This is a genomic window from Hymenobacter cavernae, assembly GCF_014641455.1.
In the GTDB taxonomy this organism is placed as follows: Bacteria; Bacteroidota; Bacteroidia; order Cytophagales; family Hymenobacteraceae; genus Hymenobacter; species Hymenobacter cavernae.
The window spans coordinates 398,575-414,589 of sequence record NZ_BMHT01000004.1 but is presented as its reverse complement, the minus strand read 5'-3'; the positions used below and the strand labels follow the sequence as shown (position 1 = coordinate 414,589).

Below are 16,015 nucleotides of genomic sequence, written 5' to 3'. Positions count from 1 at the left end.
ACCGCCACTCTTAAAACCGCCAGCGCACGAACGCTTCAATGGCTTCGTATTCCACCAAACCTAGCTGGTCGTAGAGCTTGGCAGTGGCGTGGTTGCGGTCCTCGGAACGTTGCCAGAACTCCCGCTTATCATTGCCGGGGAACACCGCGCTGTCCTTCTGCGACTGGTGCTTGAAGATGGCTTTGCGCTTGCGCATCAGCTCTTCCGGGCTGATGGGCACAGCCATTTCAATTTCCTCCACGTCCCACTCCTGCCAGGCGCCGCGGTACAGCCATAGGTAGCAGTCGTCTACCCACGCTTCCTGGCCCTTCAAGCGACCTAGGGCAGCAAAAATGGCATCCAGGCACACCCGGTGCGTGCCGTGCGGGTCGCGTAGGTCGCCAGCCGCGAAGATCTGGTGCGGCCTGATTTCCTGTAAGATATCGACCACTGCCTGGATATCGGCTTCGCCCAACGGCTTCTTTTTCACCTGGCCGGTTTCGTAGAAAGGCATGTTCATGAAGTGCACGTTTTGCTCCTTCACGCCGCAAAACCGGCACGCGGCCGCCGCTTCGCCCTGCCGGATAAGCGCCTTGATATCCTGCACCAGCGGGCTATCCTCCTCCCCTAGCTTCTTATATCTAAGGAACTCAACTACTTCCGCGTGCTTTTCCTGCATGTTGGCCACGCCCACGTTCAGCTTTTCCACAAAACCTAGGGCAAAGTCTGCGAAGCGGCGCGCATCGTCGTCGAACACGGCGATGTTGCCGGAAGTCTGATACGCTACGTGCACGTCGTGGCCTTGGTCGACGAGCCGCAGCAGGGTGCCCCCCATCGAAATCACGTCGTCGTCGGGGTGCGGACTGAAGATCACCGACCGTTTGACAGCCGGCGAAGCGCGCTCGGGGCGCTGGGCGTCGTTAGAGTTGGGTTTTCCGCCCGGCCAGCCCGTAATGGTGTGCTGAATGGTATTGAATACCTTGATATTCAGGTTATAGGCATTTCCAGCTTCAGCTAGCAAGTCGCTCAGACTACCGTCTTTGTAGTCTTCGTCGGTCAGCTTCAGAATGGGTTTGCGTGTTTTGAGGCTCAGCCAGATCACTGCCCGCCGAATCAGGGCGTCATCCCACAGGCATAAGCCTACGAGCCAGGGCGTTTTGATGCGCGTCAGCTCCAGCGCCGCCCACTGATCCACCACCACTTTCGCGTTGGGGTGTTGTTGCAGAAAGGAAGCCGGCACCTCATCCGAAATCCTGCCCTCCACGGTTTCTTGCAGGATTTTGGCCTTACCTTCGCCCCAGGCCATCAGGATGATTTTGCGCGCTTTCATGATGGTACCCACGCCCATCGTGAGGGCCCGCAGCGGCACGTATTCTTCCTTGATGAAGTCTTTGGCCGCGTCGGTAATGGTCAGAGGGTCAAGTTTTACCAACCGCGTCGCCGACGTAATCGACGAGCCGGGCTCGTTGAAGCCGATGTGCCCGGTGCGGCCAATACCCAACAGTTGCAGATCCAGCCCGCCGCATTCCTCAATCTGCCGTTCGTACGCCTGGCAATACTCCCGCACCTTCTCGATGGGCAGCGTGCCATCCGGGATATGGATGTTTTCGGGCCGAATATCGACGTGGTTGAACAGCTGCTCGTGCATGAAATGGACGTAGCTCTGAAGCTCGTCAGGCTGCATCGGGTAGTACTCGTCGAGGTTGAACGTCACCACGTTTTCGAAGCTCAGGCCTTCTTCGCGGTGCAAGCGAATTAGCTCTTTGTACACGCTGATCGGCGAAGAGCCGGTAGCCAAGCCCAGCACCGCCCTCTTGCCTTTTTTCTGCTTGCTCCGAATCAGCTCGGCAATTTCATACGCCACGCTGATTGCCCCCTCCCTGGCCTCTTCGAAAATGGTAACGGGCAGCTTTTCAAAGGTGGTTTCCGGGTAGTGTAAAACTTCCATAGCTGGTTTTCGATTTTAAAAAGTTGAGGTTTTAAGACGAAGCAGGAAGGTCCCGTTGGGGAGCGGCTAGCGGCCAACAAAGGCGGGCCTGACCTAGGTATCAGTGAGGCGCCAGGGAAGCGGCAATAGCTTTCACGTCAGCTCACGAATTGAATTTTCGCGGTAGCTGCCAGATGATTTACTTCAAACCTAGCAACCTAGGTTGTAGAAAACAAGCAAACAGAACAAAAAATGTGTGCGCACACGCAAGTATTTTTACAATGAGTGTGCGCACACGCAAAAAGTATTGAAGTTTGAGGCCGTTGTTGTGCTTTATGAAGCTGCTTATAAATTAACCTAGATAGCAAACGCAAGCACCGAAGTAGTCAGAACGTCATTCCGACGACAGGAGGAATCTCGCGTGCTGATGTTGTGGTGGTAATTCCCTGACGATTGGAGTTACCGTTGCACGCGAGATTCCTCCCACTGGTCGGAATGCCGTTCAACGACTGCACGCGAGATTCCTCCTGTCGTCGGAATGACGTTCTGACGACTGCATACCAGATTCCTCGCTTAGCTCGGAATGACGTGCTACCTAGGTCAGTAGCCGTAATTTAATTGTCCATCACCTAGCGCTTTCGTTTAACTTGGCTGGCTCTGCTCTTCCTGTCCTATTTTTGCCAGGTTTTCAAATTATGGAGTCGAATTATGGGAAAGAACGCGGTACGGATTAAGGATATAGCGGCCAAAGCAAACGTTTCGGTCGGAACCGTCGACCGGGTTCTGCACAACCGGGGCCGGGTGGCGGAGGATGTGCGGCAGAAGGTGCTGCAAATGATGAAGGAGCTGGAGTACGAGCCCAACATGATTGCGCGCACCCTAGGTTCGAACCGCACCTACCGGCTGGCCGTCATTCAACCTGACCACACGCTCGACCCTTACTGGCACGCGCCCTGGCAAGGCATCGAAAAAGCCTCGCGGGAGCTGAAGCAGTACGGCCTCACCGTCACCACGTATTCCTATAATCTGAACCAGGTCGACTCTTTCCTGGAGCAGGCGCAGGCGGCCACGCTCTCGGCCCCCGACGGCATCCTGATTGCGCCGCTGTTCTACCGCGAGTCGCTGGGGCTCTTTGAGCAGTGGCAGCAGCAGCAGATTCCGTACGTGATGTTCAACACGTACATCGCGGAGGTTCAATCCCTAAGCTACGTTGGGCAGGATTCCTACCAGAGCGGTTTTCTGGCCGGCAAGCTCGTGCAGTTTGGGCAGGCGCAGGCGGGCACGTTCCTGGTTGCGCACATCGCCGAGGATATTGCCAACTCGGTGCACATCAGTCAGAAGGAGAAAGGCTTCCGCGACTACTTCGCGCAGCTCACCGCCACCCAGTCAGAGCCGGAGCCCGAACAACCCAGGAGTCAGTACAACGTCATCAGCATCGACCTGCCGGACCCGGCCGATCCGTCGTTTGCCCGACAGCTGAACCGGTTGCTGGACGACGAGCAAACCCAACTCAAGGGAATCTTCGTGAGCACCTCCAAAGCCTACGAAATTGCGCCCTACCTGCAAGCCTACCGCCGCGAGGATATTCGGCTGGTTGGCTACGACTTACTGGAAAAAAACATTCATTTTCTCAAGGAGAACGTGATTGACTTTCTGATCAATCAGAACCCCAAAAAGCAGGGCTACCGGGGCATTTACGCCCTAGCCGACCAGTTGTTTTTCAAGAAAGAAGTGCAGCCCATCAAGTATCTGCCGCTTGATATCATTACGAAGGAGAACTTGCAGTATTATTTGGATAAGTAGGCTTACTTAGGAAGAACATCATGTTGAGCTTGTCGAAGCATCTCTACCGCCAAAGTAACTCCAATCATCAGGTTTACTAGTGCGGTAGAGATGCTTCGGCAAGCTCAGCATGACGGGCTTTGTAGCTTGGCGCTAGTCCACCAGCTCAAACGTATCCTCCAGCCGAATATCGCTTGAGGCGCTGCCGATCATCAGGCGGAACTCGCCGGGTTCGGTGGTCCACTTCATGTCGGGGTTATAGAAAGCTAGCTTTTCCTGGTCGATGGTGAAGGTAAGCGTCTTGCTCTCGCCGGGCTTGAGCATGACTTTCTGGAAGTCTTTCAGCTCTTTCACCGGGCGCGTGACGCTGGCCACCACGTCCCGCAAATACAGCTGCGCGACTTCCTCGCCGGCGTACTTGCCTTTGTTGGTGAGCGTAAAGCTGACGGTGAGCTTATCGGCTTTCTTGAGCTGCTTAGTATTGAGCGTCAGATTGCTGTAGTCGAAAGTGGTGTAGCTAAGACCGTAGCCGAAGGCATAGCGGGGCGCATTCGGCATGTCGAGGTAAGCCGAGCGGTAGTTGATATCCTGCTCGTTTTTGGAGGGCCGGCCGGTACTTTTGGCCGCGTAGAAAATCGGAATTTGCCCCAATGAACGCGGAAAGCTCATGGGCAGCTTGCCGGCTGGGTTGTAGTCGCCCACCAGCACATCGGCCATGGCGTTGCCAGCTTCCGAACCTAGCCACCACGTGTAAAGAATGGCCGGTGCGTGGTCGGCGGTCCAGTTGAAAATGAGCGGACGACCGGCCATCACGAGCACCACCACCGGCTTGCCGGTCTGCACAATGGCTTTGATGAGCGCCTCCTGCTGACCCGGCAAGTAGATTTCGGCGCGCGACTTGGCCTCGCCACTCATGTCGCGGGCTTCGCCCACGGCCATTACCACTACGTCGGCTTGCTGGGCGGTTTGCACGGCGGCGGCAAAGTCCGCCTGCGAATCGCCAGTGATACCGCAGCCCTTGGCGTAGAGCAGCTTCGCGCTCTTACCTAGTTTGTTCTGCAAGCCTTCGTACAGGCTCACCACCTGCGTCGAGTCTTCCGACACGTTCCAGAAACCTAGGTGCTGGCGCTTGCTCTGACCCAGCGGCCCAATGATGGCAACGGTCTTGGTTTGCTTCGACAGCGGCAGCACGTTGTTCTCGTTTTTCAGCAGCACAATGGATTTGCGGGCCACGTCGCGGGCGGTGGTGCGGCTCTGCGGATCGGCCAGCACCTGTTTCTCACGCTTCTCATCCGAAAACTTGTATGGATCGTCGAAGAGGCCTAGCTCGAATTTCTTGCGCAGAATGCGGCGCACGGCATCGTTCACCAGCGCTTCCGGCACCTTGCCTTCGCGCACCAGTGCGGGCAGATTGGGCATGTAGCTGCGGCTTTCCATGTCCATGTCGCTGCCGGCGGTAATGGCCTGTAGCGCAGCTTCTTTGTTGTCTTTCGCGTAGCCGTGGGCAATCATCTCACCAATCGAGCCCCAGTCACTGACCACAAAACCCTGGAAATTCCACTGGCCCTTCAGGATGTCGCGCTGCAAGTAGCGGTTACCGGTGGCCGGAATGCCGTCCAGTTCATTAAAGGAGTTCATGAAGGTGGCGGCTCCGGCATCGAGGGCGGCTTTGAAGGGCGGCAGGTAGGTTTCCCAGAGCGTGCGCCGGCTCATATCCACGGTGTTGTAGTCGCGGCCGGCGATGGCAGCACCGTAGGCGGCGAAGTGCTTGGCGCAGGCCATCACGGCATCGGTGCCACCTAGGTTTTCGCCCTGAAAACCCAGCACGCGGACTTTGGCAATCAGCGAACCTAGGTACGGATCTTCGCCCGCGCCTTCCATTACGCGGCCCCAGCGCGGGTCGCGGGCAATATCCACCATCGGCGCAAACGTCCAGTGCTGACCAGCCGCAGCGGCCTCGCGCGCCGCTATGTGCGCCGATTGCCGAATGGCGGCCAGGTCCCAGGAAGCCGCCTCGCCCAGCGGAATCGGGAACGTGGTCTGGTAGCCGTGAATAACATCAAGGCCAAACAGCAGCGGAATTTCCAGGCGCGACTTCAACGCCTCGGTTTGCAGAGCGCGGGTGCGGGCGGCACCTTTCACGTTCAGCATAGAGCCGACCTGGCCACTGCGAATCTGGCCGAGCTTATTGTTGTCGGTCACTGCCGGACCGGTGGCGGCGTCGCCAGTGTACTGGTTGAGCTGGCCGATTTTTTCCTCCAATGTCATTTGCCCCAGCAGCTCGTCGAGGCGCTGGTCAATGGTTTTGGCGGAGGCAGAAGCTAGCTTTTTGGTTTTCTGGGCGTGGGCGGCAGTTGGGGATAAGAGCAGCACGCTGGCTGCCAGGCTCGCGCCCAGCAAAAGGCGGGAAAGTTCGGGCATACGAAATAATTGGATAGGCCAAGACCTAGGTTTAGCAGCACACCGCAGTAGGCGCCGCCAAACCTAGGTCTTAGTCTGGTGATGGTTTTTAATGATCTGCGGCGTTAGGCCGGTCAGACGCTCTAGGCATCGCCATTCTATCATCCCAAGGTTGAAACCCTGGGCTATTCAGCGAGGATGCAGAACCCCCTCCGTAGCCCAGGGTTTCAACCTTGGGACGCCAGAACGACAACTTTATTTATACTGGTAGAAGCGCACGTAGTCCACGGCCATCTGCTGCGGGAATACCGTGGTAGCATCCGGGTTGCCTAGGAAGTCGCCGCCCACGGCCACGTTCAGAATGACGAAGAACGGATTGTTGAACGGGTACGGCGAGGCGTCGCCGCTGGTGAAGGTGTAGTACAGCTTGCCGTCGAGGAAGAAGCGCATCTGATCCTGGCTGCGGATCATGGAGAACAGGTGGTAATCGTCGGAGAAGTTGCCGCTGGGCAGCGTGATGTCGGTCCCCTTGTAGCGGTGGTCGGCCGCGCTATTGCCGAAGTGCATGGTTGAGAGGATCTTATTCGGCTCCTGGCCGCGCAACTCCATAATGTCGATTTCGCCGCACGCGGGCCAGCTGTTCTGGTCGATGTTGCTACCTAGCATCCAGATGGCCGGCCAAACGCCTTTGCCCTTCGGCAACCTGGCCCGCACATCGATGCGCCCAAACGTGAAGCTTTGCTTGCCCTTCGTGATGAGGCGGGCCGAGGTGTAGTCGCGGCCGCCCTGGCTTTGCTTTTGCGCCTGAATAATCAGGCTGCCGCCGCTCACGTAGGCATTTTCCGTTGAGTTGGTGTAGTATTCCAGCTCGTTGTTGCCCCAGCCGCTGCCCCCGATTTCGGCAGTCCACTTCGTAGGATCTACGGCACCGCCACCGTCGAACTCATCACTCCACTTCAGTTCGGTGTACTGATCGTAGTCTTTGGCCTGGGCATTGGCTTCAGTGGCGCCGGGCGCAGGCGTTGGCGCCGGGATGTCGGGCTTTTTGGATTCGGTGCAAGCCAGCAGACTCAGGGCCAGCAGCAGACTGGTTGCCGTCATACGAGGTTGAAATGAGAAAGAGGCGAGTAGATTTTTCATGCTATGGAAAAAGCAAAGCCGGCAGATTTGTCATTGCGAGCTGAGCGAGGAATCTGGGTTAGAAACCTAGGTTCATTACTCAGATTCTTCGCTCAGCTCGCAATGACAGCTCGGCCGGCTCCGCAATAACTATTTGGCTACTAGCTTCATGGTAAAGACAGTAGCTCCACTTTTACCAGCTCCTGCCCGCAGCACCATATTCTTATCCGTGATGGACAGGATGCGGTACGTCAGGTCCGGCGCGTCGGTGATGCCGATGAACGTGCCGGCTTTGCTGAATACGAACTGGGCCAGCCCGGTGCCATCGGCCGGGCCGAAGGTCATGGGGGAAGTAGTAGAGCGCGGGGCCGAGCAGCCAACACCACCCGCAACCAGCGTTTCAGCCTTGGCATCGTAGGTGTACACGTCGCTGGCGGAGAAGGTGAACTCGTCGTCGGCCTGGCAAGGCGGCAGACTGCCAGCGGCACCACCTGGGTAGTAGTCGGTTGGCAGCGCTTCCGTGCCCACGGTAATAGCGGCCGACTGCGAGTTATCCAGCATCCACGTTTTCTGGGTGCCAGCCGTGAGCAGCTGCTTCACGCGGGTCACGGCATCGAAGGGCACCAGCGTTACTTCGGTTTTGGTACCATTAGCCAACGTGCCACGCAGGCGCAACAGCGTGCTGCTCGCCTCCATGATGTCGTAGGTTTGGTTCGGCACAGCCACATTTTCGCCGACGAAGGCGCCGGCGGTGCCCAGCACAATCTGACCTAGGCTGCCGTTGCTGCCCGGCTTGTAGACGAACCCCGAAGAGCCCGCCACTTCCGAGCCGCAGGCGTTGTTGGCCGTGTAAGTCATCGTGAAGGAGCTGCCACTGAACGTGAACTGGTCATCGGCCTGGCAGGAAGCCAGCGAGTTAGCCGCCGATGAGGAGATGACGTTATTGTTGGCATCGAGGCGCTTAATGGCGCCAGCAGCGGCCGAGAACGTCCAGACCCGCGCCGACGGAGCAGTACCGTTGCAGCCAACCAGCGCCGCAAAGCCCGTGTTGCCGCAAGCCGTGGGCACTATCACATCGGCCAGCGGCGTGGCATTGTAGCCGCCCTTTCCCGAGGCGTTCAGGCGGACTTTGTAGGTGCCGGGCGTGTTGTAGGTGTGGGTAGCGGGCGACCCTTTGCCAATGGTGCCGTCGCCGAATTCCCACTGCGTCACAAACGCGTTCTGGGTGTTATCGGTGAAGGTGACCGTTACGGGAAATTGGGTGGCATTAACGGCGCTGCTGAAGCTAGGTGCCGGTAGCGCGCCTTCCAGCTTGCCGTGGTCGTCCTTCTCGCAGGCGGTAAAAAGCAGCGGACTGGCAAGTACAACCCAGGCCGCTTTCGTCCATGTATGTCTCATATAAATGATTGTCAGCTGAATAGCGCGTCTGTCATTCCGAGCTGCGCGAGGAATCCAGGTTAAAACCTAGGTTCGTTGCTCAGATTCCTTGCTTCTCTCGGAATGACAAGGCGGCTCTTTTGGAAAAGCGGCTTAGTAGCCAGGGTTTTGCTTCAGGCCGGGGTTGGCATCAATCTCAGACTGCGGAATGGGCAGCACAAGGTTGGTTTCGGTGGGTTTGCCCCGCTGAATACCCAGGCCGGCCAGGTAGTTGGATTGCGCCGTCAGCACGGGTATCAGGCCGTAAGGCGTTCCATTATAGCGCTTTAAGTCAAACCACCGATCAAACTCAAATGCCAGCTCGTATTTGCGCTCCCGCAGCACGGCCGCTGTGAAGTCGGAGGTGCCGGCCGTTAGGTCGTGGGCCGCCGAGGGCGTGTTGATGTCGAGGCCGAACGCCCGGCGGCGCACTTTGTTGATGGCTTCCAAGCCTTCCGTCGTTGGGCCGACGGCTTCGGCCAGAATCAGGTACATCTCGGCAAGCCGGAGCACCGGCACGTTGAGCGGCGAATCCCAGATGTTGGTATTCACCTTGCCCACAAACCACTTCTTGACGTTGTAGCCAAACGGGGAGCCGGTAGCCCGCGCCGACTGCTTGCCGCCGTCCGGATACACGTCGCCGGGCACCCAGACGGTAGCGGCTTTGCGCGTATCGCCGGCCTCATAGCCGTTCACGAAGTCGGGCTCGGGCACGTTGAAGCCGTAGCCGCTGCCGGGTGTTTGGTTGGCGCCACGCGGACCGAAGAACTCGTTCATCGCTGAGCCGACGTTGTTGCGCTCGTATTCATTACGCCCGTTCACGTACTGAACCTCAAACAGCGACTCTTTCCCGTTCTCGTTGGCTACTTTAAAGTTGTCGGCGTAGTTGGCCCACAAGCTCTTGCCCGAGCCATTGATTACCTCACGGGCGCGCTGGGCGGCTTCGGTTTTCTTGCCTTCGGTGATGTAAACCTTGGCCAGCAAGCCCGTCGCCGCCCATTTAGTCGCCCGACCTAGGTCGGCGCCGCTGTAGGAAGCCGGCAGGTTGCCGATAGCATCGATCAGGTCTTGCTCGATTTGCTTGTACACGTCGGCGACCGGTGTGCGCGGAATGTTCACTTCTGCCGGGGTAGTGGGCGGAGCCGTAAACAGCGGCACGTCGCCGTATACCCGCACCAAATCGAAGTAGAACTTGGCCCTCAGGAACTGCGCCTCGCCCAGGCAGCGCTTCTGAATGGCAGGATCCATGTTGGCAATGCCCGGCACTTTCTGCAACACAATATTGGCCCGCTGAATGCCGATGAAACAGCCGCCCCAGAGGCGAGTGGCCACAATGTTCGTGGTGGGAATGCTGAAGGCTTCGAGCTGCTTGTACTCGATGGCGTCGTTGCCATCGTCGCCGCCCGACACCGAATTGTCGGCCATGATGTCGAAGGCCCACATAGCTAGGTTGTACTGGCCTTCCTTGGTTAACTCGCTATAGGCTGCGTTAGTAGCCTGAATGGCATCCTGTTGGCTCTGGTAAAAGTTGGCGTCCGTTACCTGGTCTGAGGGAGCTTCCTCCAGAAACTTCTCCCCGCAGCCGGTCAGCAGCCCCAGCGACAACAAAAAAGCGCCGCACGTAAATTTTGAGATAGTCATGATGAAAGGGTGGGAATAAGGATTAGAACCCAATGTTCAGGCCGCCGATGAACACGCGCGCTTGCGGGTAAATACCTAGGTCGACGCCGCTGGCGCTCACCTCCGGGTCGTAGCCCGTGTATTTGGTCAGCGTCACCAGGTTTTGAGCGGTGAAGTACACGCGCAGTTGCGAGGCCGAAATCCGGCTCATCAGGCTCTTGGGCAGCGTGTAGCCGAGCGTCAGGTTTTTGAGGCGCACGTAGGAGCCATCCTCGATGAAGTGGGTCGACACCCGCAGGTTGTTGTTGGGGTCGCCGTTGATGGCGCGCGGTATGTCGTTGCTGGTGCCGGGGCCAGTCCAGCGGTTCAGGATGCGCGTGGTGCCGTTGGTGGTGCTGAACAGCGCGCTTTCCGTGATGTAGCGGTTCAGGTTGTACACGTCGTTGCCCTGCACGCCCTGAATGAAGAAGCTTAGGTCAAATCCCTTGTAGTTCAGGTTGTTGGTGAGACCAAACGTGAAGTTCGGGTTCGGATTGCCGATAAACTTCCGGTCGGCATCGGTGATGAGGCCGTCGCCGTTCAGGTCGCGGAACTTGATGTCGCCGGGGCCCGTGCCATTGGTCTGGTAGAACTTGTCGTTTTTAGGATTATTCACGTTCGCGCCGGCATTCAGCGTATTCAGCTCTTCCTGCGTTTGAATCAGACCATCAGCCACATAGCCGTAGAATGAGCCGAACGCCTGGTTCACGTCGTAGCGCACGATAGTGCCGCTCAAGGACGACAGACCGTTATAAGGCACGCCCATACCTAGCTTTTCCAGACGCGTTTTGTAAGCCGATACGTTCAGCGTCGTTGTCCACGTCAGTTCCTGATCGCCCCCAATGAAGTTGTGCGACGTCAGGCCCACGTCGATACCTTTATTATAAGCCGAAGGCTCGTTGCGGTTCACCGCTTCGTAAGTCCCCGATACGAGCGACGGCGGCACCGGCGCAATCAGGTTCGGCGAGTTGCGGCTGTAAAGGTCAATGCTCGCTTCGAAGCGGTTGTCCAGCAGACCTAGGTCCAAGCCAATGTTTGCCTGGTCGTTGTATTCCCAGCGCAGGTCGGTGTTGCGCAAACGGGTTGGCGCGCCACCCGTATTGATGGTGCCATCCGGCCCGAATGGGTACGTAATGCCAAAGTTGATCGAGTTCAGGTAAGCGAAACGGCCAGCGTTCAGCTCATTACCCACGCGGCCGTAGCCAACGCGCAGCTTGAGGTTGCTGATCTTGCTGTTGCCTTTCAGGAAATCCTCTTCCGAAATGCGCCAGCCAGCGGAGGCGCCGGGGAAGAAGCCGAACTTCTCACCCTTTTGAAACCGCGAAGATCCGTCGTAGCGGGCGGTAGCCTGGAAGATGTACTTGCCCGCAAACTCGTAGTTGAGACGGCTGAAGTAGCTGGCCAGGCGTCGGGGCGGGTCGATGCGGCCCGCGTTGTTCAACAGCGAGTTAATCGGGCCCGCATTGATTACCTGCAAGTCGTTACGCAGGTACTGCGAGCGGAAGGCCTCCACGTTGCTAAAGTTGAACTCCTGCGCCGACTGCCCCACCAGCAGCGTTACCTGGTGCTTATCGGCGAAAAGCTTGTCGTAGGTTATCGTGTTCTCAATCAAGTAGCTGGGCGCGTAGCTGGAAGTTGCCGTGGCTCCCGCCGTGATGTAGCGCTGGGTATAGCCGGCCAGTTCCGGACCTTTGGGCGCGAAGCTGTTGAAGTTGTCGAAGATGAGGTCAGCGCCCACGTTCGTCCGGAAACGCAAGCCTTTCAGGGGCTCCAGCTCGGCAAAGAACGTCGTAATAGCGCGGTTGCGGGTGAATTTTTGGTTGGTGCGCTGCGAAGTGGCCAGCGGGTTTTCCTCCGTGAAGTTGTCGTTGGCGCTGTTTGGCTGGTACCAGTAGCCATCGGGGCGGTAGGGCTGCACCGTGGGCGGCATCCGAAGCAGCTGCTGTACCGCGCCGTACTCGGTGTTGCCCCGTGAGCCGTCGGCGTTTGTGCCGCCGTTGCTCGTCACCTGCCGGTCGCGTAGGTGCGTCAGGGATATGCTGTTACCTAGCTTTAGAATTTTACCAACCTGCACATCACCATTGGCACGCAATGTAAAGCGCTCGAAGTTGGTCCCTAGGATAATGCCATCCTGCTGGAAGTACGTGCCCGACAAGGCGTAGCGCGCTTTTTCGCTGCCGCCGGTAGTCGAAAGTGAATAGTTCTGAATCTTGGCCCGGCGAAACAGCAGATCCTGCCAGTCGGTGCCTTCGCCCAGCGCCGCCGGGTCGCGCAGCTTATCCAGCGCAATCGGCTTGCCGGCCGCCAGCAGCGACTCGTTGTTGATGGTCGCATACTCCTGTGCATTAAGCAGATCTAGCTTGCGTGCAACGACCTGCACCCCGCGATACGCATCCAGGTTGAAGGTAGTACGGCCCGCTTTGCCCCGCTTCGTAGTGATAATCACAACGCCATTGGCGGCGCGCACCCCGTAAATTGCCGTGGCGGAGGCGTCCTTTAGCACGTCAATCGTCTCAATGTCATTCGGGCTGATGGCATTAAGCTGATTATCACCACCATCGGGCAGCGGAAAGCCGTCGATAACGTATAGCGGGTTATTGTTGCCGGCCGAGGTTATCCCGCGGATACGCACCGACGTACCAGCGGCCCCACCCGGCGCCCCCCCATTAGAGGTAATCGTCACGCCCGAAACTTTGCCCTGAATAGCCTGCGTGGCATCCGCAACCGGCTGACGCACCAGCTCCGCGCCATTAACCGACGCTATGGCGCCCGTTACGCTGCCGCGCTCCTGCGTGCCGTAGCCGACTACGACTACTTCATTCAGCGCCTGGCGGTCTTCTACCAGGTTGATGGTTAGGTTAGAAGTGGCACCTGTCACGGGCACTTCTTTTTTAATAAACCCTACCGAGCTGATTACCAACGTGCTGCCTTCCGGCACATTCAAAGAGAACGAACCGTCGCCGCTGGTAGAAGTGCCTAGGGTGGTGCCTTTCACAACCACCGTCACCCCTGGAAGCCCAGTGCCGTTGGCCTGCACTACCCGACCTGACACTGGCACATCAGCTACTCCGGTGCCGGCGAGCAGTGTGAAGGGGCCATTGGGAATAAAGGGTGCTGCGCTGGCCGGCCAGGCTACTGCTGGCCCTCCCAGGGCGGCCAGCAATACCACTCGTCGCCAGAGCGAATGTGTATAATTTTTTGGGTTCATAGAAAGAAGATGTGGGAAGGTTGAAAAGGGTGGTGAGGAACTATAGAAGAACTGTAGAAGCGGCTGATTACGAGCCGACACTTTATAGCAAAAGCGAATGCAGCAATGGTTTGCGGTAACGTTTTCGAAGTAATTAGCACGCGTGCCTGGCTTGAGTGCCGTGATAGGACTGACCAGAACTTAGGCTACAAGTACAACTTTGAGATGTACAATATCTTCAGCGGGCATTGAAGAATCTGCAAGGAGAAAGCCGGGGTGGATTGCCGAGCAGAACGGGTCAAATATATTGGTACTTGTTTGGCAAATGCAAGCATCAAAACCAGCCTCAATAGGCTCTAAACAGTGTTTTCTGGATTATTCACAATCTGCTTATGCACTTACCGCACACGTAAAGAAGGCGCTATTCATGTTTAAACCCCTCATTCTGCGCCCACATCCACCACAACGATTACGGCTAGAGAACAACTAGAAATTTTACCGTAGCAGCACACTTTTTTCAACTTTTTATCTTATTCCGGAATCGTTTGCGGTATTTAGCTGCTAAGACAAATCCCGTTGCTCATCCTGCTCCTCCACAGGTTCCTCAGCCGTCTCACCGCTGGCATCCAGGAGTACATGGGTCCAGCTTTCATTCTCCTCAAAATCGGGGGCCTGCTCGCGCCGGCGCATGGCTTCCAGCACCTTCTGGCTGAAGCTCCAACAGGTGCCCTGCCGCAGGTTGAGTACCCGGGAAAGCTCCTGCGAAGAGTAGCTGCCGTTGTGGGTATAAAGCAGGAACACCGCATAGAAAGCCTTGACCGTGGAGAACTTACACTTCTGAAGCAAGGTGTAAGCCGTAGCCGACTCCACGTAGCGGCAGCGCGTGCAGCGCCGCGAATGCAGTTCCCGACCGTCGCAGTACTTCTCGTGACCGCACCGCCGACACTGGTACCCATTCTTCCATTTCAGCTCCGCCAGGTAGCGCAGGCAGGCATCTTTATCCGGATAAATCTGGCTGAATTCGCCAAAATCCACCTCCTTCGAGAGCACCCTAGCTTCCTGGGCTTGCTGCAAATCGTGCCGCAGATCGATGTTAAGCTTCTCAATAGCAGCCGATTGCAAAGCCAGCAGCCCGTTGGCTTGCAGCAGCTCCCGGTTTTGGGCCGCAATGGTCTCGCTTTGTTGGCGCAGCTCTTCCGTACGCCGGGCCACCAGGGCTTCCAGCTCCGTATTCAGCTGATCTTTAAGCTCTTGGTTCTGCCGTAGCTGCTCAACCAGCAGGTGCTGGGTCTGGTGCTTCTTGCGGAGCTGCTTTACCAGCTTATCCTGGGCCCGAATGGTGGCATCCTTAATTCCCTTGATCTTCTCCCCTAGCGCATACGACAGCACAACTACCTCAATCACGAAGGCCGCGTTCATGCTGTACACGGTAGCAGTGGTAGTGAAGGTGTTGATACCTAGCTTTCTAAGAATCAGGAAGCAGACGCTGATGGCGACCAGCGCGTGCGCCAGCAGGAAAAACCGGGCGGGCCGGAAACCACCCCGCCAAACCAGAATAGCTACGTAGTAGAGCATGCCATATGGCAGCAGGTAGAACCAAAAACCCCAGCCCGAGTGCAGCCACACAGTATCGAGCAGCAGCACGCCCACGCTGATCAGCACGACGCGGCGCACCCACGGATCGTAGTTGGGCAGGCGCTGGGGCGAATCCAGAAATTGCCGGGCGTAGTAGCTGAACGTGAACAGCAGCAGAATCGGAGACAGCGCAATAACCAGCTGATTCAGAGCCGGAAAATCAGGCCATAGGTACTGAAAACCTAGCCCATCCTCCGACAAAAACACCAGGCTACAGCTGAGCACGTACAGCACGTAGCGCAAATAGGTTTGCTCGCCGATGAACAGATAGAGGCAGAGATTATACACCACCATAATCAGCAGCACCCCATAAAAACCGCCAAGCAGGCCGTATTCCGTCTGGAAATGCACAGCCAGCGGCTGTTCGGTGCGCAGGCGACTCAGGAAGCTGGTTTTGGAGTTAGAATCGAGGCGCAGGTAGTACGTGTGCGTTTGGTCGGACTCCAGCGGCAGCCGGAACAGGAAGTTCTTGTAGGGAAACTTCCGCGAAGTCAGGCGGTAGTCAGCGCCGGTATGCACTGCCCCCCGCTCAGAATCGGTGAGGGGGAAGAAAACGATGTCATTTATATGAGAATCAAGCAATTCCAGGTACCAATGCTGCGCCAGCGGCCCTTTTGCCCGTATGATGAGGCGCAGCCAGTAAGTAGCCCCTTGGTGCTCCATCGTCGTTGGTAGTTGGTCGCCGGGCACAAACTGCGCTGCGTACGCCGGCTCTTGCACGTCGGCCAGGGTCAGTTGGCCTGAACGGTCTTCCAGGACGCTGTAAAAAGCCGGCTCAATAAAGACTTCTTCTAAGCCGGCTTGCACTTTCAGGGTATCAGCTGCTCGCGGTGCTGCCATCGTATTCCGGGCAGTCAGCAGCATAAACACGCTAGCTATCAAGCACAAACAAGCTCTGAAAGGGTAAGTCA

8 protein-coding genes are annotated in these 16,015 nt (G+C 57.3%); 1 reads left to right on the top strand and 7 read right to left on the bottom strand.

Translation table 11 applies throughout. The annotated features are described in order from the left end of the window. Positions 1 to 10: 10 nt before the first annotated feature. Positions 11 to 1,927, bottom strand: a complete 1,917-nt coding sequence (nagB, locus tag IEX74_RS12755) for a glucosamine-6-phosphate deaminase (RefSeq protein ID WP_188814372.1) — start codon at positions 1,925 to 1,927, stop codon at positions 11 to 13. 687 nt (positions 1,928 to 2,614) lie between these two features. Between nagB and IEX74_RS12750 the strand changes: the two genes are divergently transcribed. Continuing rightward, positions 2,615 to 3,709, top strand: a complete 1,095-nt coding sequence (locus IEX74_RS12750; protein WP_188814371.1) for a LacI family DNA-binding transcriptional regulator — start codon at positions 2,615 to 2,617, stop codon at positions 3,707 to 3,709. Positions 3,710 to 3,841: 132 nt separating this feature from the next. Here the strand turns inward: IEX74_RS12750 and bglX are convergent, their stop codons facing one another. From bglX to IEX74_RS12720, 6 genes are all read right to left on the bottom strand, one after another. Next, a complete protein-coding gene (bglX, locus tag IEX74_RS12745; RefSeq protein ID WP_188814370.1) occupies positions 3,842 to 6,109 on the bottom strand; it encodes a beta-glucosidase BglX in 2,268 nt (755 codons plus the stop codon). A 234-nt stretch (positions 6,110 to 6,343) separates the two neighbouring features. After that, positions 6,344 to 7,189: a glycoside hydrolase family 16 protein gene (locus tag IEX74_RS12740; RefSeq protein WP_188814369.1), complete on the bottom strand. Its 846-nt coding sequence runs from the start codon at positions 7,187 to 7,189 to the stop codon at positions 6,344 to 6,346. A 168-nt stretch (positions 7,190 to 7,357) separates the two neighbouring features. After that, entirely contained in the window at positions 7,358 to 8,605 is a 1,248-nt protein-coding gene (locus IEX74_RS12735; protein ID WP_188814368.1) for a PKD domain-containing protein, read from the bottom strand. 132 nt (positions 8,606 to 8,737) lie between these two features. Continuing rightward, complete coding sequence (locus tag IEX74_RS12730) at positions 8,738 to 10,264, bottom strand: RagB/SusD family nutrient uptake outer membrane protein (RefSeq protein WP_188814367.1); 1,527 nt, start codon at positions 10,262 to 10,264, stop codon at positions 8,738 to 8,740. Between the two features lie 22 nt (positions 10,265 to 10,286). Beyond that, positions 10,287 to 13,490, bottom strand: a complete 3,204-nt coding sequence (locus IEX74_RS12725; protein ID WP_188814366.1) for a SusC/RagA family TonB-linked outer membrane protein — start codon at positions 13,488 to 13,490, stop codon at positions 10,287 to 10,289. A gap of 540 nt (positions 13,491 to 14,030) precedes the next feature. Then, the gene (locus tag IEX74_RS12720; protein ID WP_188814365.1) at positions 14,031 to 15,968 is read right to left on the bottom strand and encodes a 7TM diverse intracellular signaling domain-containing protein; all 1,938 of its coding nucleotides are present in this window, start codon (positions 15,966 to 15,968) and stop codon (positions 14,031 to 14,033) included. Between the last annotated feature and the right edge of the window lie 47 nt (positions 15,969 to 16,015).

What these genes read in the sequence shown, in the direction of transcription:
- IEX74_RS12750 (WP_188814371.1), top strand. Translation starts at nt 2,615, where the DNA reads ATGGGAAAGAACGCGGTACGGATTAAGGATATAGCGGCCAAAGCAAAC.
- IEX74_RS12730 (WP_188814367.1), bottom strand. Translation starts at nt 10,264, where the DNA reads ATGACTATCTCAAAATTTACGTGCGGCGCTTTTTTGTTGTCGCTGGGG.
- bglX (WP_188814370.1), bottom strand. Translation starts at nt 6,109, where the DNA reads ATGCCCGAACTTTCCCGCCTTTTGCTGGGCGCGAGCCTGGCAGCCAGC.
- IEX74_RS12720 (WP_188814365.1), bottom strand. Translation starts at nt 15,968, where the DNA reads ATGCTGCTGACTGCCCGGAATACGATGGCAGCACCGCGAGCAGCTGAT.
- IEX74_RS12725 (WP_188814366.1), bottom strand. Translation starts at nt 13,490, where the DNA reads ATGAACCCAAAAAATTATACACATTCGCTCTGGCGACGAGTGGTATTG.
- IEX74_RS12740 (WP_188814369.1), bottom strand. Translation starts at nt 7,189, where the DNA reads ATGACGGCAACCAGTCTGCTGCTGGCCCTGAGTCTGCTGGCTTGCACC.
- IEX74_RS12735 (WP_188814368.1), bottom strand. Translation starts at nt 8,605, where the DNA reads ATGAGACATACATGGACGAAAGCGGCCTGGGTTGTACTTGCCAGTCCG.
- nagB (WP_188814372.1), bottom strand. Translation starts at nt 1,927, where the DNA reads ATGGAAGTTTTACACTACCCGGAAACCACCTTTGAAAAGCTGCCCGTT.